This is a genomic window from Microbacterium sp. C23T, from assembly GCF_053345975.1.
This window is the reverse complement of sequence record NZ_JBKFBD010000025.1, coordinates 52,043-78,897: the sequence shown is the minus strand read 5'-3', so window position 1 is coordinate 78,897 and position 26,855 is coordinate 52,043. Positions and strand designations below refer to the sequence as shown.

Annotated in this window: 20 protein-coding genes; 15 read left to right on the top strand and 5 right to left on the bottom strand. The window is 69.9% G+C overall.

The features are described 5' to 3' along the window. Positions 1–255: 255 nt before the first annotated feature. Positions 256–4,008, bottom strand: a complete 3,753-nt coding sequence (locus ACLBXX_RS14740) for a LamG-like jellyroll fold domain-containing protein (RefSeq protein ID WP_447658622.1) — start codon at positions 4,006–4,008, stop codon at positions 256–258. A 257-nt stretch (positions 4,009–4,265) separates the two neighbouring features. On the opposite strand from ACLBXX_RS14740, the gene ACLBXX_RS14735 reads away from it, so the two are divergent. Continuing rightward, positions 4,266–4,955 carry a CDP-alcohol phosphatidyltransferase family protein gene (locus ACLBXX_RS14735; RefSeq protein ID WP_447658621.1) on the top strand — a complete coding sequence of 230 codons (690 nt, stop codon included), beginning with the start codon at positions 4,266–4,268 and terminating at the stop codon, positions 4,953–4,955. Positions 4,956–4,964: 9 nt separating this feature from the next. On the opposite strand, the gene ACLBXX_RS14730 is transcribed toward ACLBXX_RS14735, so the two are convergent. Continuing rightward, positions 4,965–6,146, bottom strand: coding sequence for a hypothetical protein (locus ACLBXX_RS14730; protein WP_447658620.1), 1,182 nt, complete (start codon positions 6,144–6,146; stop codon positions 4,965–4,967). A 177-nt stretch (positions 6,147–6,323) separates the two neighbouring features. On the opposite strand from ACLBXX_RS14730, the gene ACLBXX_RS14725 reads away from it, so the two are divergent. Continuing rightward, entirely contained in the window at positions 6,324–6,878 is a 555-nt protein-coding gene (locus ACLBXX_RS14725) for a DapH/DapD/GlmU-related protein (RefSeq protein ID WP_447658619.1), read from the top strand. Next, entirely contained in the window at positions 6,875–7,978 is a 1,104-nt protein-coding gene (locus ACLBXX_RS14720; RefSeq protein ID WP_447658618.1) for a glycosyltransferase, read from the top strand. Before ACLBXX_RS14725 ends, ACLBXX_RS14720 begins: the two co-directional genes overlap by 4 nt. Here ACLBXX_RS14720 and ACLBXX_RS14715 read toward each other — a convergent pair. Beyond that, the gene (locus tag ACLBXX_RS14715; protein ID WP_447658617.1) at positions 7,975–9,405 is read right to left on the bottom strand and encodes a hypothetical protein; all 1,431 of its coding nucleotides are present in this window, start codon (positions 9,403–9,405) and stop codon (positions 7,975–7,977) included. The genes ACLBXX_RS14720 and ACLBXX_RS14715 overlap by 4 nt on opposite strands. Before the next feature lie 254 nt (positions 9,406–9,659). Between ACLBXX_RS14715 and ACLBXX_RS14710 the strand changes: the two genes are divergently transcribed. Both ACLBXX_RS14710 and ACLBXX_RS14705 read left to right on the top strand, forming a co-directional pair. Beyond that, positions 9,660–11,288 carry a polysaccharide biosynthesis tyrosine autokinase gene (locus ACLBXX_RS14710; RefSeq protein WP_447658616.1) on the top strand — a complete coding sequence of 543 codons (1,629 nt, stop codon included), beginning with the start codon at positions 9,660–9,662 and terminating at the stop codon, positions 11,286–11,288. Positions 11,289–11,294: 6 nt separating this feature from the next. Continuing rightward, on the top strand, positions 11,295–11,858 hold the full coding sequence (locus tag ACLBXX_RS14705) for an arsenate reductase/protein-tyrosine-phosphatase family protein (protein WP_447658615.1): 564 nt from the start codon (positions 11,295–11,297) through the stop codon (positions 11,856–11,858). An 8-nt stretch (positions 11,859–11,866) separates the two neighbouring features. Here ACLBXX_RS14705 and ACLBXX_RS14700 read toward each other — a convergent pair whose 3' ends face one another. Then, positions 11,867–13,756, bottom strand: a complete 1,890-nt coding sequence (locus ACLBXX_RS14700; RefSeq protein ID WP_447658614.1) for an endo-1,3-alpha-glucanase family glycosylhydrolase — start codon at positions 13,754–13,756, stop codon at positions 11,867–11,869. Positions 13,757–14,167: 411 nt separating this feature from the next. Here ACLBXX_RS14700 and ACLBXX_RS14695 point away from each other — a divergent pair, with 411 nt between their 5' ends. After that, positions 14,168–14,875, top strand: coding sequence for an SGNH/GDSL hydrolase family protein (locus ACLBXX_RS14695; RefSeq protein ID WP_447658613.1), 708 nt, complete (start codon positions 14,168–14,170; stop codon positions 14,873–14,875). 132 nt (positions 14,876–15,007) lie between these two features. Continuing rightward, positions 15,008–15,481, top strand: coding sequence for an adenylyltransferase/cytidyltransferase family protein (locus ACLBXX_RS14690; RefSeq protein WP_447658612.1), 474 nt, complete (start codon positions 15,008–15,010; stop codon positions 15,479–15,481). Positions 15,482–15,519: 38 nt separating this feature from the next. Here the strand turns inward: ACLBXX_RS14690 and ACLBXX_RS14685 are convergent, their stop codons facing one another. After that, positions 15,520–16,668 (bottom strand): glycosyltransferase, encoded by a 1,149-nt coding sequence (locus ACLBXX_RS14685; protein WP_447658611.1) that lies wholly within the window; start codon positions 16,666–16,668, stop codon positions 15,520–15,522. A gap of 157 nt (positions 16,669–16,825) precedes the next feature. On the opposite strand from ACLBXX_RS14685, the gene ACLBXX_RS14680 reads away from it, so the two are divergent. From ACLBXX_RS14680 to ACLBXX_RS14645, 8 genes are all read left to right on the top strand, one after another. Further along, positions 16,826–18,286: a M1 family metallopeptidase gene (locus ACLBXX_RS14680; protein WP_447658610.1), complete on the top strand. Its 1,461-nt coding sequence runs from the start codon at positions 16,826–16,828 to the stop codon at positions 18,284–18,286. 96 nt (positions 18,287–18,382) lie between these two features. Then, the gene (locus tag ACLBXX_RS14675; RefSeq protein ID WP_045297699.1) at positions 18,383–18,616 is read left to right on the top strand and encodes a glutaredoxin domain-containing protein; all 234 of its coding nucleotides are present in this window, start codon (positions 18,383–18,385) and stop codon (positions 18,614–18,616) included. A 68-nt stretch (positions 18,617–18,684) separates the two neighbouring features. Beyond that, the gene (gene kynA / locus ACLBXX_RS14670; protein WP_447658609.1) at positions 18,685–19,533 is read left to right on the top strand and encodes a tryptophan 2,3-dioxygenase; all 849 of its coding nucleotides are present in this window, start codon (positions 18,685–18,687) and stop codon (positions 19,531–19,533) included. Continuing rightward, positions 19,533–20,513 carry a hypothetical protein gene (locus ACLBXX_RS14665; RefSeq protein WP_447658608.1) on the top strand — a complete coding sequence of 327 codons (981 nt, stop codon included), beginning with the start codon at positions 19,533–19,535 and terminating at the stop codon, positions 20,511–20,513. Before kynA ends, ACLBXX_RS14665 begins: the two co-directional genes overlap by 1 nt. Then, the gene (locus ACLBXX_RS14660; RefSeq protein WP_447658607.1) at positions 20,500–21,765 is read left to right on the top strand and encodes a kynureninase; all 1,266 of its coding nucleotides are present in this window, start codon (positions 20,500–20,502) and stop codon (positions 21,763–21,765) included. The genes ACLBXX_RS14665 and ACLBXX_RS14660 overlap by 14 nt, the downstream gene beginning before the upstream one ends. 60 nt (positions 21,766–21,825) lie before the next feature. After that, entirely contained in the window at positions 21,826–23,349 is a 1,524-nt protein-coding gene (locus ACLBXX_RS14655) for an MFS transporter (protein WP_447658606.1), read from the top strand. A gap of 89 nt (positions 23,350–23,438) precedes the next feature. After that, positions 23,439–25,208, top strand: a complete 1,770-nt coding sequence (locus tag ACLBXX_RS14650) for an aldehyde dehydrogenase family protein (RefSeq protein WP_447658605.1) — start codon at positions 23,439–23,441, stop codon at positions 25,206–25,208. After that, positions 25,205–26,854 (top strand): GMC family oxidoreductase, encoded by a 1,650-nt coding sequence (locus ACLBXX_RS14645; protein WP_447658604.1) that lies wholly within the window; start codon positions 25,205–25,207, stop codon positions 26,852–26,854. The genes ACLBXX_RS14650 and ACLBXX_RS14645 overlap by 4 nt, the downstream gene beginning before the upstream one ends. Position 26,855 lies beyond the last annotated feature (1 nt).

The following is a 26,855-nucleotide window of genomic DNA, read 5'->3' as shown; positions in this document are numbered from 1 at the left end:
CGTCCCGAAGGAGTACCTCGCGCTCGTCACCGGGTTGACGATGAGCAGCAGGACCGCCGCCCCCGCGACCGCCCCGATCAGGGCAAGACGCCGGCTCAGCGCATTGCTGGCGGTGCGGCGGTGCTGCGCCAGGGCGCCGACCGAAACGAGGGGGGGATAGATCCCGCTCGCGGGCGGTCACCGCCACCCCTGACGCGCAGGGCGGCGGTCCTGACGGCGGGACTCGCGGGCCCCGCCGTCAGGCCATCCCCCGCCTCAGGGTGTCGTGTACACCAGGGTGAGGGTGGGCCGGTAGCCCGCCTGCCCTGCCTCACGGGACCACAGCCGCACGTTGTCGCTTCCCGCGGCGCTCGACAGCCTCAGAGTGATCGAGGAGCCGGCGAGCGGTGCGAGGTCGGCTGCGGAGAGGGTGGCGGTGTACGGCGTGTCCAGGGCCGTCGCCCCCGTGAGCTGCCCCAGCACAGCCGCACCCACGGTAGTCGGGCGGTTGTTCCAGGTGATCGTGCTCTCCTGCCACGTGCCGCTGACCAGGCGGAACTGATGGATGTCGGTCGATCCGGCGGTCGGATCGGTCGACGTCCGCAGTGAGATCGTCGCCGACGTGAGAACCTGCCCGGCCGGCGCGGCCGGGAGATCGAACCGCAGGAACGACTCGATCGTGGTGTTGAACCGCGACGAGAGCTGGTTCGTCGCCCCATACGCGAACGCCGGGTTGATCGCCGCCGCCATCGAGTCCGCGGAGGTCACGATCGTCTGCGTCGTGGGAGGGGCCGGCGGATTCGTCACGTTGGCCACCGCCGACGCCGAGGCAGCGCTCACGTTCGACGACGCATCCGTTGCGGCGACCTTGTAGTACCAAGTGCCCTGTGGTCGGGCACTGTCGGTGAAGGTCGTGCCCATCGCGTTGCCGATGCGAGAAGCGTCGTCGGCGGTGAACCCGGCCGTCGTCCCCCGGTACACGAAGTACCCCGTGACTCCGACGTTGTCGATCGACGCGTTCCAGTTCAGCACGACGTTGTTGGAGCCCTCGACGGTCGCGGTCAGTCCCGTGGGCGCGCTCGGCGGCGTGTTGTCGGGAGCCGCGATGACCACGGGGGCGGCACTCGACGCGCCGGAGACATTCCCCGCCGCGTCGCGGGCGGTGACCTTGTAGTACCACGTGCCCTCGGAGAGCGGCGCGTCGTGATACGACGTCCCGACGACGTTGGGCTGGATGAGCGTATCCATGCTCGGTACGAAGCCGGCGTCCGAACCTCGATAGAGCGCGTAGCTGGTCACCCCCACGTTGTCGGTCGAGGCCGTCCAGGAGACGTCCGCCGCCTGGCCCGCCGCCACCGCGTTCACGCCGGCCGGAACAGTCGGCGGGGCGCCGTCGACGACGGTGACCGCCGCGGAAGCCGCGGAGGCGGCGCTCGCGTTGTTCGCGCCGTCGAACGCGACGACCTTGTAGTAGAAGGTGCCCGGCGGCGGCGCCACGTCTTCGAACGTCGTCCCGCCGGCGGTGCCACGCAGCGTGTCGGCTGCGGGCGTGAACCCGGGCGTCGTCCCGCGGTAGACCCGATAGCCGGCTACGCCGATGTTGTCGGTCGAAGCGGTCCAGCTCACGTCGACGTTGGCTCCGTCGAAGGACCCGTTCACGCCCTGCGGCGTGCTGGGCACCACTCCGTCGACGAATCCCGTTCCGACGTTGAAGTGGTTCTGCACCTGCTGTGGAGACAGCGCCAGGTAGTACACGGCCGTCTCATCGATCTGGCCGTCGAAGTAGCGGTTCGCCTGTGTGTTGCCCGCGGACGGGTATCCGTTGAGGTTGTCGCCGCCGACGTGCCACGTGCCGTTGTAGGTGCCGCTGCCCGTCGTCGCGTTCTGAGACTGCAGGACGCCGTCGATATAGAGACGCATGCCGCCGGGGCCCTGGGTGCCGACCACGTGGTGCCACTGGCCGTTGTTGACCGCGGCCAGGCTGCGCAGCGTCGTCGTGCCGAACCCGGCGCGGACTCCGAAGCGAAGGAACCCGGTCCCGTTCTCGATGTAGACCACGCGGTCGACCGTGCCGCTGGTGCGGTCCGCTCCGGTGTCGGAGCGAGGACGCCCGTTCGAGGACCCGTAGTTGGCGAGCGCACCACCCGTTGTGGACGTCGTACGGAACCACGTCTCCACCGAGTACACGGTCGGTCCGGGGGCGATGACGTCGTTCCAGATGTACTGCGGCAGACCGCTCGCCTGCGTGTCGGTGAACGTCGCGCTCAGACTGGGATCGTTCGTGATCCCGCCGGCAGCCGTACGGCTCACGCCGTTCTGGGCGAGACCGTTGAGGCCGACCGCCTGGCCGGAGCTGTCCACGACCCACTGCGCGTTCGCCGTGTCGTCGTAGCGATAGAACAGCCTCGGCTGGTCCGCGATGACGGTTGAAGCATAGGCCGAGCCTGTCGCCGATGCCGTCGCCGTGACGGTCGCCGACAAGGCGCTCTGGTTGTTCGCCCGATCGATCGCTCGAACGCGATAGGTGTAGCTCGTCCCCGGCGTGACTGCCGTGTCGACGAACGTCGCCTGCTGGCGATACCAGTGCTTCGACTGGGCGACGCCGGTCCAGACGGGTGTCGTCGTGTTGTTCCCGCGATAGACCGCGTACGTGATGTCCGAGTCGTCCGGATCGTACACACCGCGGATGTTGACCTGGACCGCATTCGGTGTGATGGCACGAGCGGCGATCGCGGGCACCGGTGGGGCGCCGGTGTCGGTCGGGCTGAAGCGCGTCAGGCCCTGCTGATTGGCCCCGTTGACGCGGGTGAACTCCCCGACGACCCACAGATACGGCGTGCCGTTCGTTCCCGCTCCGATCGCGATGGCGCGCGGACCGAGACCCTCACCGATGCCGTCGTTCAGCTCGGGAAGCCACCCGATCTGAAGCTGGGTCGGATCGGCCGCGTGGGTCACCGACAGGTAGGTCCGCCGGCCGTCCGGGAACATGCCCTGCGCGCCGCAGTCATGGTGGTGGTGCGCCTGGAAGAGCAGCCCCTGATACGGCACGATCGCCTGAGTGGCGCCCGAGCAGTTGTCGCGCCACGCCTGGCTGTAGTCGGACCAGTTGTAGGCGAGGGCACCGTCGAAACCGGCGAATCCCTCCTGAGCGATGAAGAACCGCGTGCCGTCGGAACTGATCCACTTCGTGCGCGAGGTGTTGCCGACGGTGTTCGCCGGCCAGGTGCGCAGCACCGCTCCCGTCGTCGAACTCACGACGGCGAAGCTGTGGGTCGCGGATCCGTTGACGTCGAACCAGTCACCGCCCATCGCGAGGCGGGTGCCGTCGGGCGAGAGCTGCAGCGCGGTGCCGCGCGCGTTTCTGCCCGGAACGACCGTATTGCTGTACTGATCCTCTGTCTGACCGGAGGCGTTGGCGACGAAGGTCGTGTCCAGGACACCTGCTCGGTTCACCTTGGCGTAGCTGCGCCTGGTCTGGCCGCTGACGGTCTGGAACAGCCCGCCGAAGTACACGGCGTCATTGGCGGTCTCGATCACGAGAACCGTGCTGGAGATGCTGCTCACCCGGAACGGCGTGACGGTACAGGTCGCGACGTTGATCTCCGCGAGTCGGGATACCGAGACGCCACCGACGCTCGTGAACGCGCCGCCGATGAAGACCGTGTTGCCGTCCGGCGCCGCTTTCACCGCGTTCACCGATGCGGTCCCGCCGCTGAACGCGACCGGCAGCTGGCACGCGTCCGGCTCCCCTGTGGCGGCGTTCAGGATGGCCAGGCCCTGCATGTTGCGAGCCGAGCCCGCCTGTCCTGCACCAGGACGGATCTGACTGAAACTCCCTCCGACGACCGCCCGGCCGCGGGAGATCGCCACCTGCCATACCTGGCCGTTGGTCTGCCAGGTCGGCAGCGCATCGGCGCTGAAGGGCAGGTCCGGCGAGAGTGCTTCCGCCTCTTCTGCCGGTGGTAGAGCCATGATTCCGATGGCGAGCGCCGCAACAGCGGCGACGCTCGCGAAAAAGCGAGTACGCACGTGAAACCCCGTTCCCAGATATCCGAGACCGGTAGAAGCACTTCCCCAGTGGATCACCGGTCGCCCACAGGCTCCCCGTCCGCGGGCACACGTGCTGTCGCTGCGCTTTCGGCATCATCGTCGGGTGCAACTTGCCAGTACGCTTGATGCCGGAGTTTACACGAAGGTGCGTCAGGCGTCAGTGTGGATTCCGACACTCGCACCAGGGGGTGCGGGGGGCGTGGGGGAACATGTCCGGCCTGACCTTTCGCGAAGCCATGGGTTCACTGTCGAGCTCGCAGAAGAGTCGCGCAGGCGTCTCGCTGTATTCGCGGTACATCAACCGTCCCGTCGGGCGCGTCTTCGCGGCGGCGGCCGCCTCCACCGGGGTCACGCCCAATGGGGTGACGGCCATCTCGGCGCTCTGCAGTGCCCTCGGCATGATCGTGCTGATGATCAGGCCCGCCGGCTGGGTGACCGGCCTGGCCGTCGCGATCCTTCTGGTGCTCGGTTTCGCCCTGGATTCCGCCGACGGCCAGGTCGCGCGGCTGACCGGACGCGGCAGCCTCGCCGGTGAGTGGCTCGACCATGTCGTCGACTCGGGGAAGATGGTCGCCGTTCATGCCTCCGTGCTCGTCGCGGCGGCGACCCAGGGGCTCTTGACGGGGGCGTGGCTGCTGCTTCCGCTGGGCTATATGCTCGTCGCGGTCGTGCTCTTCTCGGGCATGACGATCTTCGAGCTGCTCCGCCGGACGAGGGCGCACGCGTCCGATCCTCCTCGGCCGCCATCGACGATCCGCGCGGTCGGCCTCCTGCCCGCGGATTACGGCGTCCTCGCGCTCGCCTTCCTCCTCTGGGGGGCATCCCAGATCTTCTTCGTCGTCTACGCCGCCCTCGGAGCGATGACCGCTCTCATCACCGTCGCGTTGCTGGCCAAGTGGTTCCGGCTCCTGAAGCGGACCAACTGACCCCGGGCATCAGGGCTCTTCGCGGGTGTCGCGGCGGTAGTAGAACAGCGCAACGGGGAGGAAGAGCAGCGGCGCCGCGATCGCATTCGCGCCGAAGCCCAGGATGAGGCTCCACTCGTCGCCGCCGAACGCGTAGCCGATCAGGAACCCCGCCGTCGTGAGCGAGGCGATCCCGATGCGCACCAGCGTGACGGCGGACTGGTGATGAAGGACCCGCAGCACGACGCCGTGGACGGAGGACCATCCGGTCATGATCGTGGATGCCCCGACCAGCACCAGTCCCAGCAGCAGGTCGTCGCGCTCGACGCCGCGAGGCGCCCAGCCGCTGATCCAGACCGCGGGGGCGACCACGACCACGACCGCCGTGGACAGGATCAGCAGCCGGATGCTGGAGCGCCACCCGCGGGCGATGACGGCCGACGCCGTGCGGTAGTCCGCGTGGGTGGAGCCGTCGGCCACGATGTTCGTCGCGGTCGCTGCGAAGGCGAGGTTCAGGGGGCCCAGCAGCGTCTGCGCCAGCCGGACGCCTCCGACGAGATCGTTCGTGCCGGATGCGCCGAGAACGATGAGGGGGACCGAGACGACGAACTGGCCGACGGCGAAGTCGAGCGTCTGCCAGAGTGCTGATGACCGGTATCTCCGGTAGGGGTACGGCTTCACGCGGAAGGGCGACTGGGACAGGACGTACCCCGTGGCGACCGCGCACGACACCCCGATCGCGATCATGAACGCCATCGTGTTCGCCGCCAGCAACGGCAGCGCCGTCGCGCACACCAGCAGAAGACGGATGCCGTCCCCGATGGCGACGGTCCAGCGCCGGCTCGCCCCGATCGCCCGGTATCGCGCCCAGTCGTAGATCACGGGCACCGCTCCCGCGATGCCGATGACTGCGGCCTCCGCCGGATCGAGTTCGCTCACCGCGATGGCGACGCCGGTCACCGCGAGCGCGGACAGCGATGACGCGATGACCATATACCGGGCCGGAACGAGGGACGCAGTGTCGATCCGCTGGTAGATCAGGGCCGGCTGGAAGAGCGCGGCCCGGGATCCGCCGACCGCGAGCGCGCTCGCCAGGGTGACGATCGAGAACGAGGTGAAGGCCGCCGGATCCATGCGGACGGCGGCGATGAGCATCGGCAGCGCGCCGGCGGCGCTGGACAGGATCTGGGCGATCGTCAGCGGCCGAGGCATCCGCAGACGGGGACTCACCGCGCCGCCGCTCGAACTGACCGCGGGCGATCGGACCCTGTCACCGGTCCTCCCTCGACGCAGTGGTGATCGACCGCGACTGCGATGATCGGTCGGCGACGCGCGCTCGAGTGATCATAACCCTGACCCGGGAAAACCCGCGTGGCTAGGATGTCGCCCATGGGCGGACGACGGAGTCTGGCCGGCTTCACCGGCCACGGTTACGACAAAGGACGCGGCGTCGCGTGGCAGGCGGCGTGGCAGCTGGCTTCCAGCCTTCTCGTCATGCCGTGGTTCGTGCCGGCCGGGTTCCGGGTCAAGGTGCTCCGAGCATTCGGCGCGACGATCGGCGACGGCGTGAACTTCCGCTCCGGTGTCCGCGTCCACTGGCCGTGGAAGCTCACGATCGGCGATGACACGTGGATCGGCGAACGCGCGTGGATCCTCAACCTCGAGCCGGTGGACATCGGAAGCGACGTCTGCATCTCGCAAGGCGTGCTCCTCTGCACGGGAAGCCACGATCGACGCTCCCCCACCTTCGAGTTCGACAACGGCCCGATCACGATCGAGGACGGCGCATGGATCGCGGCGCGCGCCACCGTCCTTCGTGGCGTGACCGTGGGCCGGGATGCCGTCGTCGGCGCGACGGCGCTGGTCACCGCGGATGTGGAGCCGGGATCCATCGTCCTCGCGCCGCGTGCGTCGGTCCGCGGCGCCGCGGAACCGGCCACATGAAGATCCTCGGGGTGGTGACGCTCGTCAGTCCTCTGGGTGAGTACGGCGGACCGACCCGGGTCGCGATCAATCAGCTGCTCTCCCTTCAGGCTCGGGGGCACGACGTCGTGCTCGCCGGGACGCAGCGCGGGTTCCAAGGTGACGTCCCCACCGAGATCGAAGGCGTGCCCGCCAAGCTCTTCCCGGCCCGCACGCTGCTGCCCGGCAGCGGGTTCGCGGGACTCGGCTCACCCGAACTGTGGATGGCGGTCCACCGCCACGCCCGCGAGTTCGACGTCGTCCACGTCCACGCCGCGCGCGATCTCGTGACGCTGCCGTCCGCGCTCATCGCACTCCGACACCGCGTCCCGGTCGTCGTGCAGACGCACGGCATGATCGATGAGACGAACCACCCGCTCGCCGTCCCCCTCGATCTCGCACTGACCCGGCCCGTACTCAATCGTGCCCGGCTCGTCACCTACCTCACCGCCCGGGAGCGGGCTTCGCTGGAGGTCGTCTCCCGCGGCGGCGCGCGACTCGAGGAGCTTCCCAACGGGGTCCCGCTCGAGGCGCCGACTGTCGCCGCGGGCCCGGCGGGCGTTCTGTATCTGGCGCGTCTCGCCCCCCGGAAGCACCCGGTCGCCTTCGTCGAGGCCGCAGCGCGCCTCGCGCCGGAGTTCCCCGACGCCGACTTCGCGCTCGTCGGACCGGACGAGGGAGAGGGCGCATCCGTCCTGCAGGCGATCTCCGCATCGGGGCTCGGCGATCGCATCCGTTGGGAGGGTCCCGTCGGCATGAGCGGGGCGGTGGAACGGATGCGGCGGGCCACCGTATACGTCCTGCCCAGTGTGGACGAGCCCTACCCGATGTCCGTGCTGGAGGCGATGTCGGTCGGCGTGCCCGTCATCGTCACCGACACGTGCGGCCTCGCGCCGTTCGTCAGAGACCATGACGCGGGCATCGTGACAGACGACACGATCGAAGGCCTCACGGAGGCCCTCCGCACGCTGCTCGCCGACCCCGGTCAGGCCGCGGCGATGGGATCTCGGGGCAGGGATGCCGTGCGCTCGGAGCGCAGCATGACCGCCATCGCCGAACGCCTCGAAGCCTTCTACCGCTAGGTCGAGCGCGCGTCCGCCGCAGGATCGCCCGGCGGCGGCAGCTCGTCGGGCGCGGCACCGGGCTGTGGCGCTGCGGCCCCACTGACCACGAGGATGCAGACGATCGTGAGGAAAAGCGCTCCGGTCGCCTGCAGCAGCGATCCCCGCAGGAGGATCGTCATGAAGACGGGCAGGATCCCGCCCACCACGGCCCACACCCCACCCGTGCGGAAGGCGGGTACCGTCCGGCTGTCCATGGCGCGAAGGACCAGCCCGAGGAGCAGGAAGGTGATCACGACCGCGATGACACCGCCGTTCACGAGAGCCTCGGCCCACGCCGGCGCCGACAGGTTGTCGAAGCTGTAACCGCGGTATTCGGCCAGCATGATGCCGGTGTCGGTGGGCTTGTTCGCCCAGACGGCGCGGGGAACCCAGAAGAGGACGCTGCCGGCGAGCTGGTTCAGCGGCTCGACGAGACCCTCCAGCCAGTAAGAGAGGGCGTTGGCGACCTGCCAGAACGCGTCGTAGTCGGGGTTGGACAGGTACTCGTCGAAGAACCCGGAGCGCGTGCCGGTCGTCACCACCCCCACACGGCGGAAGGCGTCGGCGATCGGGAACACGAACAGGAACCCGGCGATCGCGGCCAGCATCGTGATGCGCGCCCGTCGGCGCGTCGCGACGGCGCCGGCGAACAGGGCGAGCGCGAAAGCGACCGTCCCGAAGGAGTACCTCGCGCTCGTCACCGGGTTGACGATGAGCAGCAGGACCGCCGCCCCCGCGACCGCCCCGATCAGGGCAAGACGCCGGCTCAGCGCATTGCTGGCGGTGCGGCGGAGCTGCGCCAGGGCGCCGACCGAAACGAGGAGGGGATAGATCCCGCTCGCGAACACGACGCTGCGCACGGCGGGGTCCGGCCACGCCGCGGTGCGCGCCGCGGCCGCCGCGTCCCGGCTGCCGAGCAGGACGGTCGCTCCCAGCCGGTACAGGACGTAGCCGCTCAGCGCGAGCGAGACGAGGAACAGCGCGACGGTGCGCCAGCTGCTGACCGGACGGACGACGACGCGCCGCCCCTCCGTCCGACGGTGACTCTCACGCAGCATCCACAGCAGACGCCCGACTTCGTAGCAGACCACCCCGAGCAGCACGACGGCTGCCGTCGGCATGTCCAACCCGGTGTCGACGCCCGGCGTCGTCGTCGACGTCAACCCGGACAGGATCTGGGCCGTGGGCGCGAGCCCCATGAAGATGTACACGAACAGCCAGAAGAAGAAGTCGAAGAGCCGCGGCGTTCCGCTCACCCACAGGAACGAGAGGCGGGCGCCGGCCCACACCAGGAGTGCGAGCGTCAGGATCCACGCGTCGCTGCGCGGCAGGTCGGCGACATCTGCGACAAGGAAGGCGGGGATCCCGACCGACAAGACCGCCAGCGAGATGACGAGGAAGAGCACCCGCAGTCCCCGCCCGAGCGCGTGCTCCGCGGCCGCTCCCCCATCAGCGACGGCGCGCGCAGGTGCAGGGCCCCCAGGCCGCGGGCCGGGGTACGGAAACTGGTCGATTCGCGTCATCGGGCGCCGTCCACAGATTCTTCGCGGGGGCTGAACGCTCAGTCCGGGTTATAGCATTCTGCGCTTTTGGGGGGAATTATATGGGGATGGGGGAAATTGTGGTTGGGTTCCACCTCTCGGTGTGACGGGACGAGAGCATGGAAACCAGAAGCCTTCTGCGGCTCATTCGCCACCATTGGGCCGTGGTGGTGGCGTGCCTGATGCTGGGCGTCCTCGGAGGATGGGCGCTCGTCGTCACGACTCCGCGCGAGTACACGGCGAGCGCTGACGTCTTCGTCACGGTCACCGGCGGAGCAAGCACGAGCGAGCTGGCACAGTCGTCCAATTTCTCCCAGCTGCAGGCTCGGAACTTCAGCGCGATCGCCACTCGTGAGGTGGTGCTGGAACCGGTCATCGAATCGCTCGACCTCGACGTCACCATCTCCCAGCTGCGCCGTCAGGTCTCGACATCCGTCCCTCTGAACACGAGCGTCATCACGATCTCGGCCACCGACGAGTCCCCCGAGCGCGCGGCGGCCATCGCGAACTCGGTCTCGACCTACCTCGCTGAGGTCGTACCGTCCCTCACGCCGCGGGTTGACGGTCAATCGCCCGTCCGGCTGCAGGTGATCGAGTCCGCGACAGCCCCGTCGGCACCTTCGTCACCCAACGTGCCGCTGCTGCTGCTCACGGGGCTGCTCGCCGGGCTCGTCGCGGCGACCGTGATCGTCGTGCTGCGTGGGGTCGTCGATGCCCGCGTGCGCGACAAGGACCAGGTGGCGGAGATCACCGGGCTGCCGGTGCTGGGGGTCGTGTCCTTCGACCGGCGCGCGCAGCGGGACCCCATCGCTGTCGTGAAGAGCGGGTCGCGACGCGGCGAGGAGTACCGGCAGCTGCGCGCCAATCTCCGATTCCTGCAGCCAGGCGAACCTCACAAAGTCTTCTCGATCACGTCTTCGCGGCCAGGGGAAGGCAAGAGCGCGACGGCGGCGAACATCGCGGCTGCGCTGGCCGCCTCCGGCCTCGAGGTCTGCCTCGTGGAGGCCGACCTGCGCCGACCGACCCTGAGCGATGTCTTGGACCTTCCTGAGTACACCGGGCTCACCGACGTGCTCACCGGAGACATCACCCTCGACGAAGCGTTCGTCACGTGGGGGCCCGACGATCTCAAGGTCGTCCTCGCCGGCTCCCGGCCACCCAACCCCAGCGAGCTTCTGGAATCCGCAGCCGCGAGCGAAGCCCTGCGACGGATCCGCGAGCGCTTCGATGTGACGATCATCGACTGCCCGCCCCTCAACCCGGTGCCGGACGGCGCCGTGCTGGCGAGACTGCTCGGCGGCGTCATCCTCATCGTCGGAGCCCGAGTGCTTCGCGTCCGCGAGCTGCGGCGGGCGATGGATCGGCTGACGGCCATCGGCGCATCCGTCGAAGGCGCCGTGTTCAACTTGTCGCGAGCGCGGGAGGACCACCGCTACGCCTACTCACCGAGGAAGGCTGCCGCTCGCCCCTCCGAGTCAGACGCCGCAGACGCGACGCCGAGCGAAGCCACTGAAGACGGCGCGTCGCTCGGGGCCGATTCCGGCGTCGGCCGCGCCGTGGGCGAACCCGTTTCGGACGACTATGCGTCGATCGGCACTGTGCACGGCTTCGCCGAGAACGATGCGGGCGTCGAGGATCTCGACTGGCCCCTGGACGAAGACTCGGATGCCCGAACCCAGCGGCGACGCCCGGCGAGCCGCTCCATCGTCCCGCCGCTGCGCGGAGCCCGCTCGCCCCGAGACGGATAGGGCACCGTGACCGACGGCTTCGGCTCAGCCCTCTTCGTCTGCACGGGAAACGTCTGCCGGTCCCCTTACCTGGAGTGGGGCCTGAGAGGCGCGCTCGAGTCGGCACGGGGTCCGGCGATCCGGCTGGCATCGGCAGGTGTCGCCGCACTGGTCGATCACCCGATGAGCGGCTTCTTCCTCGACCGGCTGGTGGGGCGAGGCGTCGACGCGTCGGCTTTCAGGGCCCGGGCTCTGACCGAGGGGCACGTCGACGGAGCTGACGTCGTACTCACGGCGACCCGCGCTCAGCGGCAGTTCATCGTGCGGGCACAGCCCGCGGCCGCGACACGGACCTTCACCGTGCTGCAGTTCACCCGGCTCTTGCGCGCGCTGCCCGCCGACGGTGACGGCGGAGCGGACCTGCCGGCTCTGGTGGCACGCGCCCATCGGGCGCGCGGGTCAGCGGGCGCATCGACCGAGCACGACGACATCCGGGACCCATGGCGGCGTTCCCGCCGGGTGCACGTGAAAGCCGCCCTCGAAATGGATGAGGTGCTCGAGGATCTCCTCGAGCACCTCATCCTGCGATGAATCGCGTCCTACCAGCTGCTGGCCGCGTGGTACGCGAGGTCCTGCACATACGGTGTCTGGACGACGGTGTAGGGCGACGTGAGGGACTCCGTCGTCGCGCCCGACCGTACGACCTTCGCCGAAACGCTGCCGAGCTTGAGCGGCACCGTGTAGGCGGAGACGCCCGCGGGTGCGGAGAAGCTCGTGGTCGTGCCGCCGACGGTGATCTGCACGGTCGCCGGCGACGGCAGCCAGACCAGCGCCTCCACCATGTCGCGAGCAGCGGTCGCCGTTCCGTCGAGCGTCGGGGCCCCCATCAGCTGGTGCGCGTAGGAAGGCGTGGCGTTCACGAACTGCGTGCGATGGGTGAGCACGATGGCATCCGAGGTGATCGCCGGCTGAGCTCCCGCATGGAACCAGGAGGTGTAGTACCGCGTCAGATCGAGGAAGGCTGATCCGTGATCCTGCGACGGTGCCATCTGCGTCGATTCGCTGTAGTCGTTCCACGTCACGAGCTGGACGAAATCGGCCTTCTGGGAGATCGCCCGCGTCCACTGCGCCCGAACGGACGCCGTGTTGTTGGCTTCAGCCCAGCGCACCTCGCGGAAACGGACATCCTGTACCGCGACCGGAGACATCCAGGTCTTGCCGAGCGCGTGTGCGCGCGCGACGTAGTCGGGGTTGTTCAGAGTGGTGCGCTCCGTGCGCGTACCCCAGTTGCCGTAGCCGTCTGCGATCGGGGCGAACGCGTTCAGGTTGGCGTCACCGGCGTTGAGGAACACCGCCTGGAACGAGATGGGCAGACCGTACTTGGTCTCGAGCAGGTTGATCACCTGAGTCCACCACGAGACCGAGGCGCCCTCGGCCTTGAAGCTCGAGAGGAGGTACTCGCCGTCGTCCTTGTAGGCGGAGCTGTAGTTGTACAGCTGGGCGAGGAGCCCCGCCACGGTCTCCGGTGAGGCGGTGGTGAAGTTGGACGACGCGTCCACCATCGGGACGACGGCGAACCCGCCGACCTGCGCGGCAGCCTTCATCAGGTTGACGGAGGCGTCCCAGTTCTGGCCGCTGGTGCTCATGAGGTTGAGCGTGAATCCGTCGATGCCGGCGGACTTCGCCTGCTTGACCTCGGTGACCAGGTTGTTCACTCGCCAGTCGGTCGAGGTCGACACACCGGGAGACAGGGGGCGGTCGCGCAGCAGCCCACCCACGGAGGCGAACTTGCCGCTCTCACCATCGGGGCTCAGGTAGTTGCGCGTGTAGTAGTCGGTCGACTCGGTCTTGTTGTCGAGCGACAGCGGGTACGGCACGAAGTAGTGCGCGAAGACGAGCGGCCCGTCAGCGGGCGCCGGAGTCGGCGTCGGGGTCGGGGTCGGCGTGGGAGTCGGCGTCGGGGTGGGGGTCGGCGTCGTCGAGACGGGCGCCGTGGTCACCTCGATCCGGGGCTTCTCGCTGCTGTACCGCTCCATGCGAAGCTGAATGTACCGCTGGCTGTAGTTCAGGGCCAGTGCGAAATCACCGGTCGTGGAAACGCTGCGGACGTCGATCGGAATCCGGAGCGTCTGCCCCTTGACCGCGGTCGCGCTCGCCTTCGACACCGCCGCGCCGGTCGTTCCCGGCTGGTTGTTGTGCGTCAGCGAGGACGACTTCCACGAGGTGGAGGTCGGGTAGGCGACGACCCCGGGACCAGTTGCCGTCGTGGAGTTCACCTTGACGACGAGCGTCGCCGACGTGACCTGGCGCCCCGAGAGGGAGCGTCCGTCGAACTTGACGTAGGTGCGGTCGGCCGTGGCGGTCGCGCTCAGGTGACCGGACTGCGGCGTCGCCGGCTGGCGAGTCGTCGTCCAGCCGCTGTCGGTGGCGGCGAGGACCGTGCTGTCAGCGGCGGCGGCGGAATCCGCGCCCGCGCTGAGCGGGATCATGGCACCTGCGACGACTGCGGCGGCGATGAGGGCGCCGAGCGCCTTGACGCGCCGAGTGCTCTTGGAGCGGGTACCGGGGGAGGTGGGAAGTTGAGGTTGTTGTTCAGTATGGGGATGTGTCACGAGTCAGTTCTGTCCTTGTTGCGAGTGTTCGGTCTGGCCGCGCGACGACCCCCATCGGCACGCGATGCCCCAGACGACTAGGTCACGTTAGCCGGAGAGCGATTGCCCCTCCTAATTGAAAGCGGGTATGTTAGACGATTCTCAGAAAGTGGCGCGACTGCGACACGGCGTGTCCGCGACATTCGCGACTCTTTTCGCTAGCATTGCCTCGTCGGCCGGGGACCCGAACCAGGCCGGGTCTGTCTGCTGGGGACGACCATGCGAGTGCTCCGTAGAGAAATCGGCGGTATGCCGTTGTGGGCGATCGCCCTGGTGATCGTCGCGGGCTGCATCATCGCCGGGTTCCTGGGCGTCGCCTCCACCGCGCGCGGCAAGGTCCCCCAGTACACTCCCCCGGGCGATGCCTCGGCTCCGACCATCCCGTCGCCGATGCCGCTCGCCGTCTTCATCGGCGACTCGTACACGCAGGGCGTGGGCGGCGGCGGCGTCCAATGGCCGGCTCTCGTCGGGCAAGCACGGGGGTGGGACGTGGAGAACCTGGGCCTCGGCGGCACGGGATACATCCGGACATCCGATGTGAACGGCTGCGGTCGTGCGTACTGCGCCAACTACGGAGAGGCGATCGACGAGATCGTCGGCTCGCCGAGCTACATCCTCGTCTCCGGAGGTCGCAACGACCTCGGGCTTCCGATCGCGGACGTGCCGGCGCCCGCCGACGCACTGTTCGGCGCGCTGCGCAGTCGCTACCCGAATGCCGAGATCTTCGCGATCGCGCCGTGGTTCGACGACGACCCCCCGCCGTCGGATCCCGCCGACTTCACCGCGGCGATCCAGACCGCGGCCCTCGAACATGGGGCTGTGTTCCTCGACACCGGCCAGCCGTTGCTCGGCAGGTCCGACCTCATCGCCGAAGACGGACTCCATCCCGACGCAGCCGGCTATCAAGCGTTGGCGGACGCGGTCGATGCGGCGCTCGATCCTGCGCTGGCGCCATAGACGGGCATCGCTTCCCGCCCGCGCGACCCGAGCCGCACATCGATCCCCCTCTGTCCGAGCGCTCAGGTCTGTTGTAAGGTGCCGCCAACAGACCCGGTGCGTGGGACACCGAGGGATTCACATGGGGGAATCATGGCTGTACGCATCGGCTATGCCGCCGGGGCATTCGACCTCTTTCACGTCGGACACCTCAACATCCTTCGACATGCGAAGGAGAACTGCGACTTCCTGATCGCCGGCGTCGTCAGCGACGAGATGCTCAGACTCGTCAAGCACGTCGAGCCCGTCATCCCGACGGCGGAGCGCGTCGAGATCGTCCGGAGCATCACGTACGTCGATGACGTCCACATCGAGGATGTCCCCGACAAGCTCGAGACGTGGCGCCAGCTGCACTTCACACACTTCTTCAAGGGCGACGACTGGCGCGGCACGAAGAAGGGGGCACGACTGGAAAGGGAGTTCGCGGCGGTGGGCGTCGAGGTCGTGTATTTCCCGTACACGGTGCACACGTCCAGCACCGCCCTGCGGCATGCCCTCGAGGTGATGGCCGCGTCGCACCCGCGTGAGGAGACGCTCACCGACGGACTCATCGCCACGAACGGCTGAGACTGCGACGGATGCCTCGGGCCGAGGCATCCGTTCCTCTAGAGCTCGCCGGGCTGGACGGCCTCGCGGTCGAGGTCCTCGACGAAGCGGCGCGCGGGGCTGACCGCGGCGCCCGCCTTGCGGGGCGCGTAGACGACCAGCGAGTGGAAGAGGAAGCGGACGAAGAACGCGACCACGAGGGTGATCGCCGTCGCCACGACCGCTGAGATGTGCCCGGTCGAGACCATCATGGCGACGATCGGGATGCGGATCACGGCCTCGGCGTTGTTGAACGTGAAGGACTTCGCGAAGCGCAGCCACACGCCGGACGCGCTCTCGCGCATGTCCTGGAAGACGAAGCGCTCTTGCAGCAGGAAGTTGCCGATGATCGTCACCTCGGCGGCGACGATCGCGGCGACGATGTAGTCGACGCCCCAGTGGGTGAGCGCCCAGACGATCGCGACGTTGGCGACGGCGCCGAGCCCGCCGATCACGGCGAACAGCGACATCTTGCCGAATCGCAGCGCGGTCAGCTGCGTGAGGAAGTGCAGTCCCTGACGCACCGACGCCTTCGATTCGCCCGCATGGCGGTCCGCGAAGTCGAAGGGGATCTCGGCCACGCGCATCGGGCGGCGCGCGAGGATCTCGAGCAGGATCTTGAAGCCGCGCGGGCGCAGCTGCTCGGCGTCGATCGTGCGGCGATCGACGAGGAAGAACCCCGTCATCGGGTCGGAGACGTCCTTCAGCCGGATGGGGAACATCGCGCGCGTCACCGCCGTCGACGCCTTCGAGACCATCACCCGGGTGCGGTCCGCGAGTCCGCCGGCGGTGCCTCCGCCGGCATAGCGCGAGGCGATCACGACATCCACGTCGCCGCGCGAGTAGCGGTGCCAGAGCTCGGGGATCTCTTCAGGCGGATGCTGCAGATCGGCGTCCATGACGAGGCAGGCGTCCGCCTCGGCCGCGGCGAAGCCCTCCATGACCGCTCCCCCGAGACCGCCGACGGGTCGGTCGCGGTGGATCAGCCGGACCGGCAGGGCAGCGGATGCGGCGACCTCGCGGATCACGTCGGGGGTGCTGTCGGTGCTGTCGTCAACGAAGACGATCTCGGCGTCGACACGGTTCTGGACCGCGGCGGTGATACGCCGGACGAGCTCCGCGATGTTCGGAGCCTCGTTGTACGTCGGAACCACGATCGACAACAGCATCGCGGGCTATCCTCCCATGCACCGGCGAATCCGACTCGGGCGGTTCAGCAGACGCATGGGAGACCCTCGGTCAACGCACGGCGGCGAATCGCCCCTCGACACGCGTGCGCAACCCGAGGATGCTGGGCGAAAACCCTCGCCGACCCCGGAGGCTGCCATGCCCGCACGTCCGTCCCATCGCCCGTCACCGAGGATCGCGAGGTCGATCGCCCTCGGCTCGCTCGCCACCGGACTCATCGTCGCCTCGCTCGCCGGCGCCGCCGGGGCGAACGCGGCACCCGGCGGCACACCCGGCCCCCGCTACGCCCCGGGGTCGGAGGGCGCGGGCGACCCGTACTTCCCGTTCGCGGGCAACGGCGGCATCGACGTCCAGCACTACGCCCTCGATCTCGACTACACGCCGCCGCCGCCCGCGCCCGCTCCCCTGGAAGGGCAGCTGACGGGGGTGGCGACCATCGACCTGGTCGCGACGGCCGACATCGACCGCTTCAACCTCGACCTGCGGGGGCTCACCGCGTCGTCGGTCGTGGTGAACGGAAAGAGCATGGCGTTCGCGCAGGGCTCTGGGGAGCTCGTCGTCACGCCGCGCCCGAAGCTCAAGACCGGGCAGTCCGCGACGGTGGTCGTGACCTACGGCGGCACCACCGGTCGTCCGACCGACATCGAAGACGCACTCTACGGGTGGGTGACCACGCGCGACGGGGCGATGGTGGTGAGCGAGCCCGACGGCTCGTCGACCTGGTTCCCGGTGAGCGACCACCCGACCGACAAGGCGACCTACTCGTACGAGATCACCGTGCCCGAAGGGCGCGTCGCCGTCGCCAACGGACTCCTCGAGGGGGCGGAGACCGCGGACGGCAGGACCACGTGGCGCTGGAACGCGCCCGACCCGATGGCCGCGTACCTCGCGACCGCGACGGTCGGCGACTTCCGGCTCGAGCAGTACACGGCCGCGAACGGCACGCCGATCATCGACGCGATCGACAAGTCGCGGCAGCCGGCCCAGTACGCGAACCTCGCCAGGACCAGCGACATGCTCACCTTCTTCGAGGGCCTGTACGGCGACTACCCCTTCGTCTCGTACGGCGCCATCGTCGACAACGACTCCGTGTCGTACGCGCTGGAGACGCAGACCCGGTCGTTCTTCTCGAGCTCGGCGGGGCTGGGCACCGTCGCCCACGAACTCGCACACCAGTGGATGGGCAACCAGGTGAGCCCGGGCCGCTGGGCCGACATCTGGCTCAACGAGGGCTGGGCGACGTACTCCGAGTGGATGTGGACCGAGCACAACGGCGGACAGACCGCCGACGCACGGTTCAACGCGCTGATGAGCTCGAGTTCGCAGTCCGCGTGGAACACCGTGCTCGCCGACCCTGGCCCGTTCGGCCTGTTCGGCACGCCGGTGTACAACCGCGGCGCGGCGCTGCTGCACGCCCTGCGTGAGAAGGTCGGCGACGAGGTGTTCTTCGACATCGCGAAGCAGTGGGTCGTACGCTTCGGCGGCGGAACCGCGACCACTGCCGACTTCATCGCACTCTCGGAAGAGGTCTCCCATCAGGACCTCACCACGTTCTTCGACGTGTGGGCCTACCAGCCGCCGAAGCCGACGAGCTGGTGACGATCGCGGGTGGGCGCCGCACGCGGCGCCCACCCAGGTTCCATCCCTGAGAATGGAATGGTGACTTCCCCGGCTTCCTCCCCCTCCACCATCACGATGTTCGGCGCCGACTGGTGCCGCGACTGCATCCGCACCAAGAAGCAGCTCGACGAGCTCGGCATCTCGTACACCTACGTCGACCTCGTCGCCGACCCCGCCGCTGCGGACGTCGCCCGCGACATCTCGGGCCGCACCAACATCCCGGTCGTCGTGTACCCGGATGCGTCGCACCACGTCGAGCCGTCGAACGCCGACGTCGAGTCCAAGCTGCGGGAGCTCTCCCTCATCTGAGGTCCGGATCGACCCGGGTTCGCGGTCGGGTCTGACGCGGCGGACCCCCGCCGAATTAGGCTGAGGCCGTGAGCGTCGAACGCAATACCCGGGCGATCGAAGGATCCGTCGTCACCGACTTCGAGGACCGCATGAGCTACGGCGGCTACCTCGATCTCGCCACCCTGCTGTCGGCCCAGCGGCCGCTGAGCAACCCCGAGCACCACGACGAGCTGCTGTTCATCGTGCAGCACCAGACCACGGAGCTGTGGCTGAAGCTCGTGCTGCACGAGCTCGGCGCCGCGTGCCGGCTGCTGCGCGAGGACCAGCTTGCCCCCGCGCTCAAGTGCATCGCACGCGTCAAGCACGTCCAGAAGACCCTCACCGAGCAGTGGTCGGTGCTCGCGACGCTGACGCCCGCCGAATACGGGCAGTTCCGCGGCGTGCTGGGCAACGCCAGCGGATTCCAGTCGGCGCAGTACCGCGCCGTCGAGTTCACGCTCGGCAACAAGAACGCCGCCATGCTGCGGGTGTTCGCCTCCGACCCCGCCGCCCACGCCCTCGTCGCTGCGGCGCTCGAGGCGCCGAGCCTCTACGACGAGTTCCTCGCGATGCTCGCCCGCTCGGGCTACCCGATCCCCGCCGAGGTGCTCGAGCGCGATGTCACGAAGGCGTGGACCTACACTCCGGAGCTCGTGCCGGTGCTCACCGAGATCTACCGCGACCCTGAGGCCCACTGGGCGGCCTACGAGACGTGCGAGGAGCTCGTCGACCTCGAGGACAACTTCCAGCTCTGGCGCTTCCGCCATCTCAAGACGGTCGAGCGCATCATCGGCCTGAAGACGGGCACCGGCGGCTCGAGCGGCGTGCCGTTCCTGCAGCGCGCACTGGACCTCACGTTCTTCCCCGAGCTGTACGCCGTGCGGACGGAGCTGTGATGTCGCACGATCCCGACGCGCTGCGCGAACTCCTCGGCGCCGAGGCGGCGCTCTGCCGCCGGGCGATCACCGGCGAGCACGGTGTCTCGCTGCCTCCGTTCACCGACCACCACGTGCACCTGCACCTCATCGACGAGAGCGGTCTGGCCGCAGGCGGCATCGCCGGCGTCGTCGATCTCGGCGGCGACCCGGTGGCACTGGCACGGCGGGGGAACCACAGCATTCCGCGCGTGGCATATGCCGGCGCGTTCCTCACGGCGGTCGGCGGATACCCGGTCGGCCGACCCTGGGCACCCGCGGAGATCGCGCGCGAGATCGCGGACGCGTCGACCCACCCCGGCGTCGCCGGCGGTGCGGCGACCGCGGTCGACGAGCAGGCGTCGTTCGGGGCATCCGTCATCAAGGCGGCGCTCAACAGCGTCGCGGGTCCCGTGCTCGACGCACAGGCGCTGGCCGCGATCGTGGAGGTCGCGCGCGAGCGCGGGCTGCCCGTCGTCGCACATGCGGAGGGCGAAGGGATGCCGCAACTCGCGCTCGACGCGGGCGTCGACGGCTTCGCCCACACGCCGTTCACCGAGTTCGTCGGACGCCACTTCACTGCGCACGCGGTCGCCGCAGGCCAGGTGTGGATCTCGACCCTCGCGATCCACCGCGACGACGACGAGGCGGCCGAGTTCGCGCGGGTGAACCTCGCGGGCTTCGCCGCCGCGGGCGGACGCGTGCTCTACGGCACGGACCTCGGCAACGGCGAGCAGCCGGTGGGCGTCAACCCCGACGAGGTCGCGGCGCTCGACCGCGCGGGAATCCGCGGTGCGGCGCTCATCTCGGCGCTGGCCGATCCGTGGCCGCTCGCCGACCCGCCCTCGGGCGTCTGCACCTTCGTCCCCGGCCCGCCGCCGACCGGCCTCGACGAGGTCGCCGAGTGGCTGCGGGGCGCGACCGTCGTCCCGACCGAGGAGCTGATCCATGACGACCACTGACCCGACCGAGGCGCCGGTGGCCGAGCGACTCGAGGACGAGGCATCCGTTCTCGACGCCGCCGACCCGTTGCGCGCGCACCGCGACGCGTTCGTCGGAGCCGAGACGTCGCTCGTGTACTTCGACGGCAACTCGCTCGGGCGCCCCCTGCGCGCGAGCGTCGAGCGGCTCGCCGCGTTCGCGCGAGACGAGTGGGGCGGGCGCCTCATCCGCGGCTGGGACGAGTCGTGGATGCAGCTGCCCTTCGACATCGGCGACGCCGTCGGCCGCGCGGCGATCGGCGCCGCGGCGGGTCAGACGGTGATCGGCGACTCGACGACCGTGCTCCTCTACAAGCTGCTGCGCGCGGCGTTCGACGCCGCCGTCGCCGCGGATCCGGCACGCGTCGAGATCGTCGTCGACCGCGACAACTTCCCCACCGACCGCTACCTGGTCGAGGGCATCGCCGCGGAACGCGGCGGGCGCATCAGGTGGATCCACGTCGACCTCGACGGCGGTGTGTCGGCTGACGCGCTCCGCGCGGCGGTCGGCCCCGAGACGGCCGTCGTGCTGCTGTCGCACGTCGCGTACCGGTCGGGATACCTGGCGGATGCCGCGGCCCTCACCCGCGTCGCGCACGACGCCGGCGCGCTCATCCTCTGGGATCTGTGCCACTCTGCAGGCTCCGTGCCGGTCGAGGCCGACGCGTGGGACTTCGACCTCGCGGTGGGCTGCACGTACAAGTACCTCAACGGCGGTCCCGGTTCGCCGGCGTTCGCCTACGTCGCCGCACGGCTGCAGGATCGGCTCGCACAGCCCATCCAGGGGTGGATGGGCACGGCCGACGTCTTCGCGATGGGGCCGGAGTACCGCCCTGCCGACGGCATGCGGCGCTTCCTCTCGGGCACGCCGCCCATCGTCGGCATGCTCGCGATGCAGGACACCCTCGACCTGCTCGGCGAGGTCGGCATCGAGGCCGTACGCGCCAAGTCGGTCGCACTCACGGAGTTCGCCGTGCGTGTGGCCGACGAACTGCTCGCTCCACTCGGGGTCACGGTCGCCTCGCCGCGGAACCCCGCCGAGCGCGGCGGGCACGTGACGCTGTCGCACCCGTCGATGCGCGCGGTCACCGCCCGCCTGTGGACGCAGGACGTGATCCCCGACTACCGGGATCCCGGCGGGCTGCGCATCGGCCTCTCGCCGCTCTCGACGTCGTTCGCCGAGACCCTCGCCGGCCTCCGGGCGGTCGAGGCCGCCGTCCGCGCCGAATCCTGACCGCGCGGCGGTGTCCACAGGGGGACCGATCGATCGACACGGCTGACCTACACTGGCGCGATGAGCAATGAGGCTCCGCCGGCGACTGGGGTTCCGGCATCCACCTCCTCCGCCCGTCTCAGCCGGGGCACGATCGCGCGCTACGCGACCGGTTCGCTCGGCACGGGCGGCTTCGCGACCCTGCCCGGCCTGGTGCTGACCTACTACCTCACCGACTCGCTCGGAGTCGCCGCGCTCGCAGCCGGCGCCGTCATCACGGTCGCGAAGGTGTGGGACGTCGTCATCGACCCGGTCATCGGCGCGCTCACCGACCGCGACCTCGCTCGCCACGGCAGCCGTCGACGCCTGATGCTGATCGGCGCGCTCGCGCTGCCGGTGCTGTTCGCGCTGACGTTCGCGGTGCCGCCATCGCTCGGGCCGCTGGTCGCCGGCATCTGGGTGCTGCTCGCGTTCACGCTCACGGCGACGGCGTTCAGCCTCTTCCAGGTGCCCTACATCGCGCTTCCCGCCGAGCTCACCCCGCGCTACGACGAGCGCACGCGGCTGCTGACATGGCGCGTCGTCGTGCTCACGCTCGCGATCCTGCTGTTCGGCGCCGGGGGTCCGGCGCTGCGTCGGGTGTCCGAGGACCCGTTCGTCCAGTACGTCGTGATGGGCGTCGTCTGCGGTGTGGTCATCGGGATCGGGATGCTGGTCGCCACGGGCGTCGCCAAACGCGCAGCTGGGCCCGCGCGCCCAGAGGTTCCGGGCGTCGCCCCTCAGCCGATCCGCGAGAGTGCACCTGGTCGCCGAGAGGTGGGGAACGAACCAGCGTCTCGGCGACCAGCTGCACTCTCGCCGGAAGACGGAGCGACGGAGGCGCCGGCCGCCGGGATCCGGGCGCACTTCGCCGAGGGGATCGGCGCACTCCGGCGCAGCAGGGCGTTCCGGATGCTGCTGTCGACGTTCGTGCTGCAGGCGCTGGCCACCGGACTGATGCTCGCCGGCGCGCAGTACGTCGCGACCTGGGTGCTGCACTCGCAGGCCGCGGTCGAGCTGCTGTTCGTCGCGCTGATCGCGCCGGCGCTGCTCGCCGCCCCCGCGTGGGGAGTGGTCGCGCGCCGCATCGGCAAGGAGCGGACGTTCACGATCGCGAGCGTCGTCTTCGCGATCGCGGCGCTGTCGATCCTCGGCATGCTGTGGGCGCCGGGCGACTGGATCTACGTGCCGGTCGGCATCGCGGGCATCGCGTACGCCGGCATGCAGTCGCTCCCGATGGCGATGCTCCCCGACGTCATCTCGCACGACGAGCGCACGCACGGCCCCGGCCGCGCGGGGTCGTTCAGCGGCGTGTGGACCGCAGGCGAGACGGTGGGCTTCGCGCTCGGCGCGACGACGCTGGCGGTGATCCTGGCCATGACGGGATACGTCTCGTCGACGGGCACGCAGGTGGTGGAGCAGCCGGATGCCGCGATCACGGGCATCGTCGTGAGCTTCAGCCTCGCACCGGCGGTGCTGATCGCGCTGAGCCTTGTCACCCTCGCCCGCTACCCGCTGCGCCGCGCCGACATCGACCACCACGACACCGAGTCGCAGCCCACCTGAGACCGAGTGCCGCCGCACAGGCACGGTGACATAGGATGCCCGGTGACGGACTCACGAGCGGGAGTCGCCGCGAGTTCGAAGGAGAACACATGTCCCCCACCTCGTCCGCGACACCGGCGAAGCCGCGCAAGGCGCCAGCGAAGCGCGCGCCGAAGTCCGACCTTCCGGCCGACGAGCGCGCGGCGCTCGACGCCGACATCGATCGGCTCGAAGCGGGCGCGAAGGTGTGGGTCGCGCTCACCCTCGACCAGCGGGCCCGCCTGCTCGGCCGCGTGCGCGACGCCGTCGGCGTCGTCGCACAGGAGTGGGCCGACGCCGCGACCATGTCGAAGGGGCTGGAGCCGGGGCATCCGCTGTCGGGCGAAGAGTGGCTCGGCGGGCCCTACGCCATCATCGGACTGCTCGACGCGCTGCGCGAGACGCTCGAGGCGCTCGCGAAGGGCCGCAGCCCGCTCGACGGCGTCACGCTCGACGAGGCTCCCGGCGGGCGCCTGCGCGCGAACACCTTCCCCCTGAACGGCACCGAGAAGTTCCTGCTGTCGGGCTTCACCGGCGAGGTGTGGTTCGAGCCGGGCGTCTCCGCGATCGAGGCGACCCGCGCGGCGGGCCTCGCCCAGCTGACCCCGACCGTGTCGGGTGGCGTCGGCCTCGTACTGGGCGCGGGAAATGTGAGCTCCATCCCGGTCGCCGACGTGCTGTACGAGCTCTTCGCGCACAATCGCGTGGCGCTGCTCAAGGTCAACCCGACGCAGGACGCGCTCGTGCCGGTGTTCGAGCGCGCGCTCGCCCCGCTGATCGAGCCCGGCTTCGTGCGCATCGTGCGCGGCGGGGCCGCGACCGGCGCCTACCTGACCTCGCACCCGCGCTTCGCGCACGTGCACATCACCGGCTCGGCAGTCACGTTCGACGCGATCGTGTGGGGCACCGGAACGGATGCTGCGGCAGCACGCGCGTCGGCAAGCCCGAAGCTTCAGGTTCCGATCACGGCCGAGCTCGGCGGCGTCTCACCCATCATCGTGGTGCCGGGAAGGTGGTCGGCGGCAGACCTGAAGTACCAGGCCGAGCACGTCGCGACAATGCGCCTCGTGAACGCCGGGCACAACTGCATCGCCGGCCAGGTCGTGATCATGAGCTCCGACTGGCCGCAGCGCGCGGAGTTCCTGCGGGAGCTGCATGCGGCGTACGCCGCGGCGCCGGAGCGCCCGGTCTGGTACCCCCGCAGCGAAGAGCGGCTGGAGGCCGCAGCATCCGCGTATCCCGATGCCGTGTGGAGCGCCGACCGCACGCGCGTGATCGTCGAAGCCGGCGCCGGAGACGACCCGGTGGAGACGGTCGAGTACTTCGCGCCCATCCTCGGGGTCGTCGAGGTCGGCGGCACCGGCCAGGAGTTCCTCGACGCCGCGGTCGCGCACGCGAACGACAGGCTCACCGGCACCCTCGGTGCCAACGTGATCATCGACCCCGCCACCGAGGAAGCGTTGGGCGAAGGATTCGAGCGCGCGCTAGCCGACCTGCGTTACGGCGACATCGCGATCAACACATGGACGGCCTTCAACTTCCTCACCGCACGCCTCACGTGGGGCGGTTTCCCCGGAGCGACGCTCGACGACGTGTCGAGCGGCATCGGCGTCGTGCACAACGCGCTGCTGCTGGACCGTGTCGAGCGGTCGGTCGCCCGCGGCCCGTTCCGGCCCTTCCCCCGTTCGGTCGGCAAGGGCGTGTTCACGATCCTGCCGACGCCGCCGTGGTTCGTGAGCTCGCGCACCGGCGCCGAGGTCAGCGCCGGGCTCACGCGCTACCTCGTCGACGGCAAGCTTCCCGGACTGGTGAAGACGCTCACGAAGGCCATGCGGGCGTGACGGCCGACTTCGGCTCCGACGGGCTCGAGGCCGACTACATCGTCGTCGGAGCGGGCTCCGCGGGAGCGGCGCTCGCGGCGCGGCTGAGCGACGACCGCAACGTCTCGGTGCTGCTGCTCGAGGCCGGCGGCCCCGACAAGGCGCTCGAGCTGCACGTGCCCGCCGCCTTCTCGAAGCTGTTCCGCGGCGCCTACGACTGGAACTACGACACCGTCCCCCAACCGGGCCTCGAGGGCCGTACCGTGTACTGGCCCCGCGGCAAGACCCTGGGCGGGTCGTCGTCGCTCAACGCCATGATGTGGGTGCGCGGCTTCGCCGCCGACTACGACGAATGGGCGGATGCCGCGGGCCCCACGTGGTCGTGGGACGCGCTGGTCCCCTACTTCCAGCGTGTGGAGCGCACGTCCGACCCGGCGGATGCGACACAGGGCGCGCACGGCCCCCAAGCCGTCGAGCACCAGCGCGATCCCCGGCCCCATACCGCCGCGTTCCTGGCGGCGGCGCGCGAGGCGGGGCATCCTGTCACTCCCGCGAATCTGCCCGAGGGGCAGGGCTTCTCGCAGACGATGGTGAGCGAGCACCGCGGCGCGCGTGCCTCGACGGCCGACGCCTACCTGCGTCCCGCGAAGGGCCGGCGCAACCTACGGGTGATGACGGGTGCCCACGTGCGCCGGATCACCTTCATCGCTGCCGAGGAGGACGGGGCGGAGCCCCGCGCCACCGGCGCGTACGTCGACGTCGACGGGATCACGCGCCACGTGCGCGCCCGGCGCGAGATCGTCCTGTCGGGCGGAGCGGTGAACACTCCGCAGGTGCTCATGCTGAGCGGCATCGGCCCGGCTGAGCATCTCGCCGAGCACGGGATCGAGGTCGTAGTAGACGCCCCCGATGTCGGGGCGAACCTGCAGGACCACCTCGTCGCGGGCCTCGCGCCGGCCGCGAAGGGCGGCACCTTGTACGACGCCGAGAAGCCCGCCGAGCTCGCGAGGTACCTCACCGCCCGCAAGGGGAGGCTGACCTCCAACGTCGCCGAGGCCTACGGGTTCGTGCGCACCGAGGTCGCCGAGCGCACGGGCGCGCCGGAAGGGCTCCCCGACATCGAGATCATCTTCGCGCCCGTCCCGTACGTCGGCGAGGGCCTGGTGCCGATGCCGGGGCACGGACTGACGGTGGGGGCGATCCTCCTGCGCCCCCGCAGCCGGGGCACGATCCGGCTCGCGTCCGCCGACCCGTCAGCCGCGCCGCTGATCGACCCCGCGTACCTGTCGGATCCCGAGGGCGTCGACGCCGAGACCATGCTCGCGGGGCTCGCCGAGTGCGAGCGCCTCATCGACACCGAGGCGCTCCGCGCCCTCACGACCGGCGCGTGGGTGCAGCCCGACGGCGGGGAGCACATGACGCCGGCCGAACGTGCGGAGCTGTCGCTCCGCCGCTATTCGCACACCCTCTACCACCCGGTCGGCACCGCGCGGATGGGGACGGATGCCGCGTCCGTCGTCGACCCCGAGCTGCGCGTCCGCGGGGTCGCCGGACTCCGCGTGGCCGACGCATCCGTCATGCCCACGGTGATCCGCGGCCACACCAACGCCCCCGCGATCGTGATCGGCGAGGTCGCCGCCGACCTCATCCTCGGCCGCCGGGTCTGAC

Excerpts from the sequence above, each read along its gene's own strand:
- ACLBXX_RS14735 (WP_447658621.1), top strand. The coding sequence starts at position 4,266 with ATGGGTTCACTGTCGAGCTCGCAGAAGAGTCGCGCAGGCGTCTCGCTG.
- ACLBXX_RS14665 (WP_447658608.1), top strand. The coding sequence starts at position 19,533 with ATGTCGCACGATCCCGACGCGCTGCGCGAACTCCTCGGCGCCGAGGCG.
- ACLBXX_RS14680 (WP_447658610.1), top strand. The coding sequence starts at position 16,826 with ATGCCCGCACGTCCGTCCCATCGCCCGTCACCGAGGATCGCGAGGTCG.
- ACLBXX_RS14730 (WP_447658620.1), bottom strand. The coding sequence starts at position 6,146 with ATGCCTCGGCCGCTGACGATCGCCCAGATCCTGTCCAGCGCCGCCGGC.
- ACLBXX_RS14690 (WP_447658612.1), top strand. The coding sequence starts at position 15,008 with ATGGCTGTACGCATCGGCTATGCCGCCGGGGCATTCGACCTCTTTCAC.
- ACLBXX_RS14655 (WP_447658606.1), top strand. The coding sequence starts at position 21,826 with ATGAGCAATGAGGCTCCGCCGGCGACTGGGGTTCCGGCATCCACCTCC.
- ACLBXX_RS14695 (WP_447658613.1), top strand. The coding sequence starts at position 14,168 with ATGCCGTTGTGGGCGATCGCCCTGGTGATCGTCGCGGGCTGCATCATC.
- ACLBXX_RS14675 (WP_045297699.1), top strand. The coding sequence starts at position 18,383 with ATGTTCGGCGCCGACTGGTGCCGCGACTGCATCCGCACCAAGAAGCAG.
- ACLBXX_RS14650 (WP_447658605.1), top strand. The coding sequence starts at position 23,439 with ATGTCCCCCACCTCGTCCGCGACACCGGCGAAGCCGCGCAAGGCGCCA.
- ACLBXX_RS14700 (WP_447658614.1), bottom strand. The coding sequence starts at position 13,756 with ATGATCCCGCTCAGCGCGGGCGCGGATTCCGCCGCCGCCGCTGACAGC.
- ACLBXX_RS14710 (WP_447658616.1), top strand. The coding sequence starts at position 9,660 with ATGGAAACCAGAAGCCTTCTGCGGCTCATTCGCCACCATTGGGCCGTG.
- ACLBXX_RS14685 (WP_447658611.1), bottom strand. The coding sequence starts at position 16,668 with ATGCTGTTGTCGATCGTGGTTCCGACGTACAACGAGGCTCCGAACATC.
- ACLBXX_RS14660 (WP_447658607.1), top strand. The coding sequence starts at position 20,500 with ATGACGACCACTGACCCGACCGAGGCGCCGGTGGCCGAGCGACTCGAG.
- ACLBXX_RS14725 (WP_447658619.1), top strand. The coding sequence starts at position 6,324 with ATGGGCGGACGACGGAGTCTGGCCGGCTTCACCGGCCACGGTTACGAC.
- ACLBXX_RS14720 (WP_447658618.1), top strand. The coding sequence starts at position 6,875 with ATGAAGATCCTCGGGGTGGTGACGCTCGTCAGTCCTCTGGGTGAGTAC.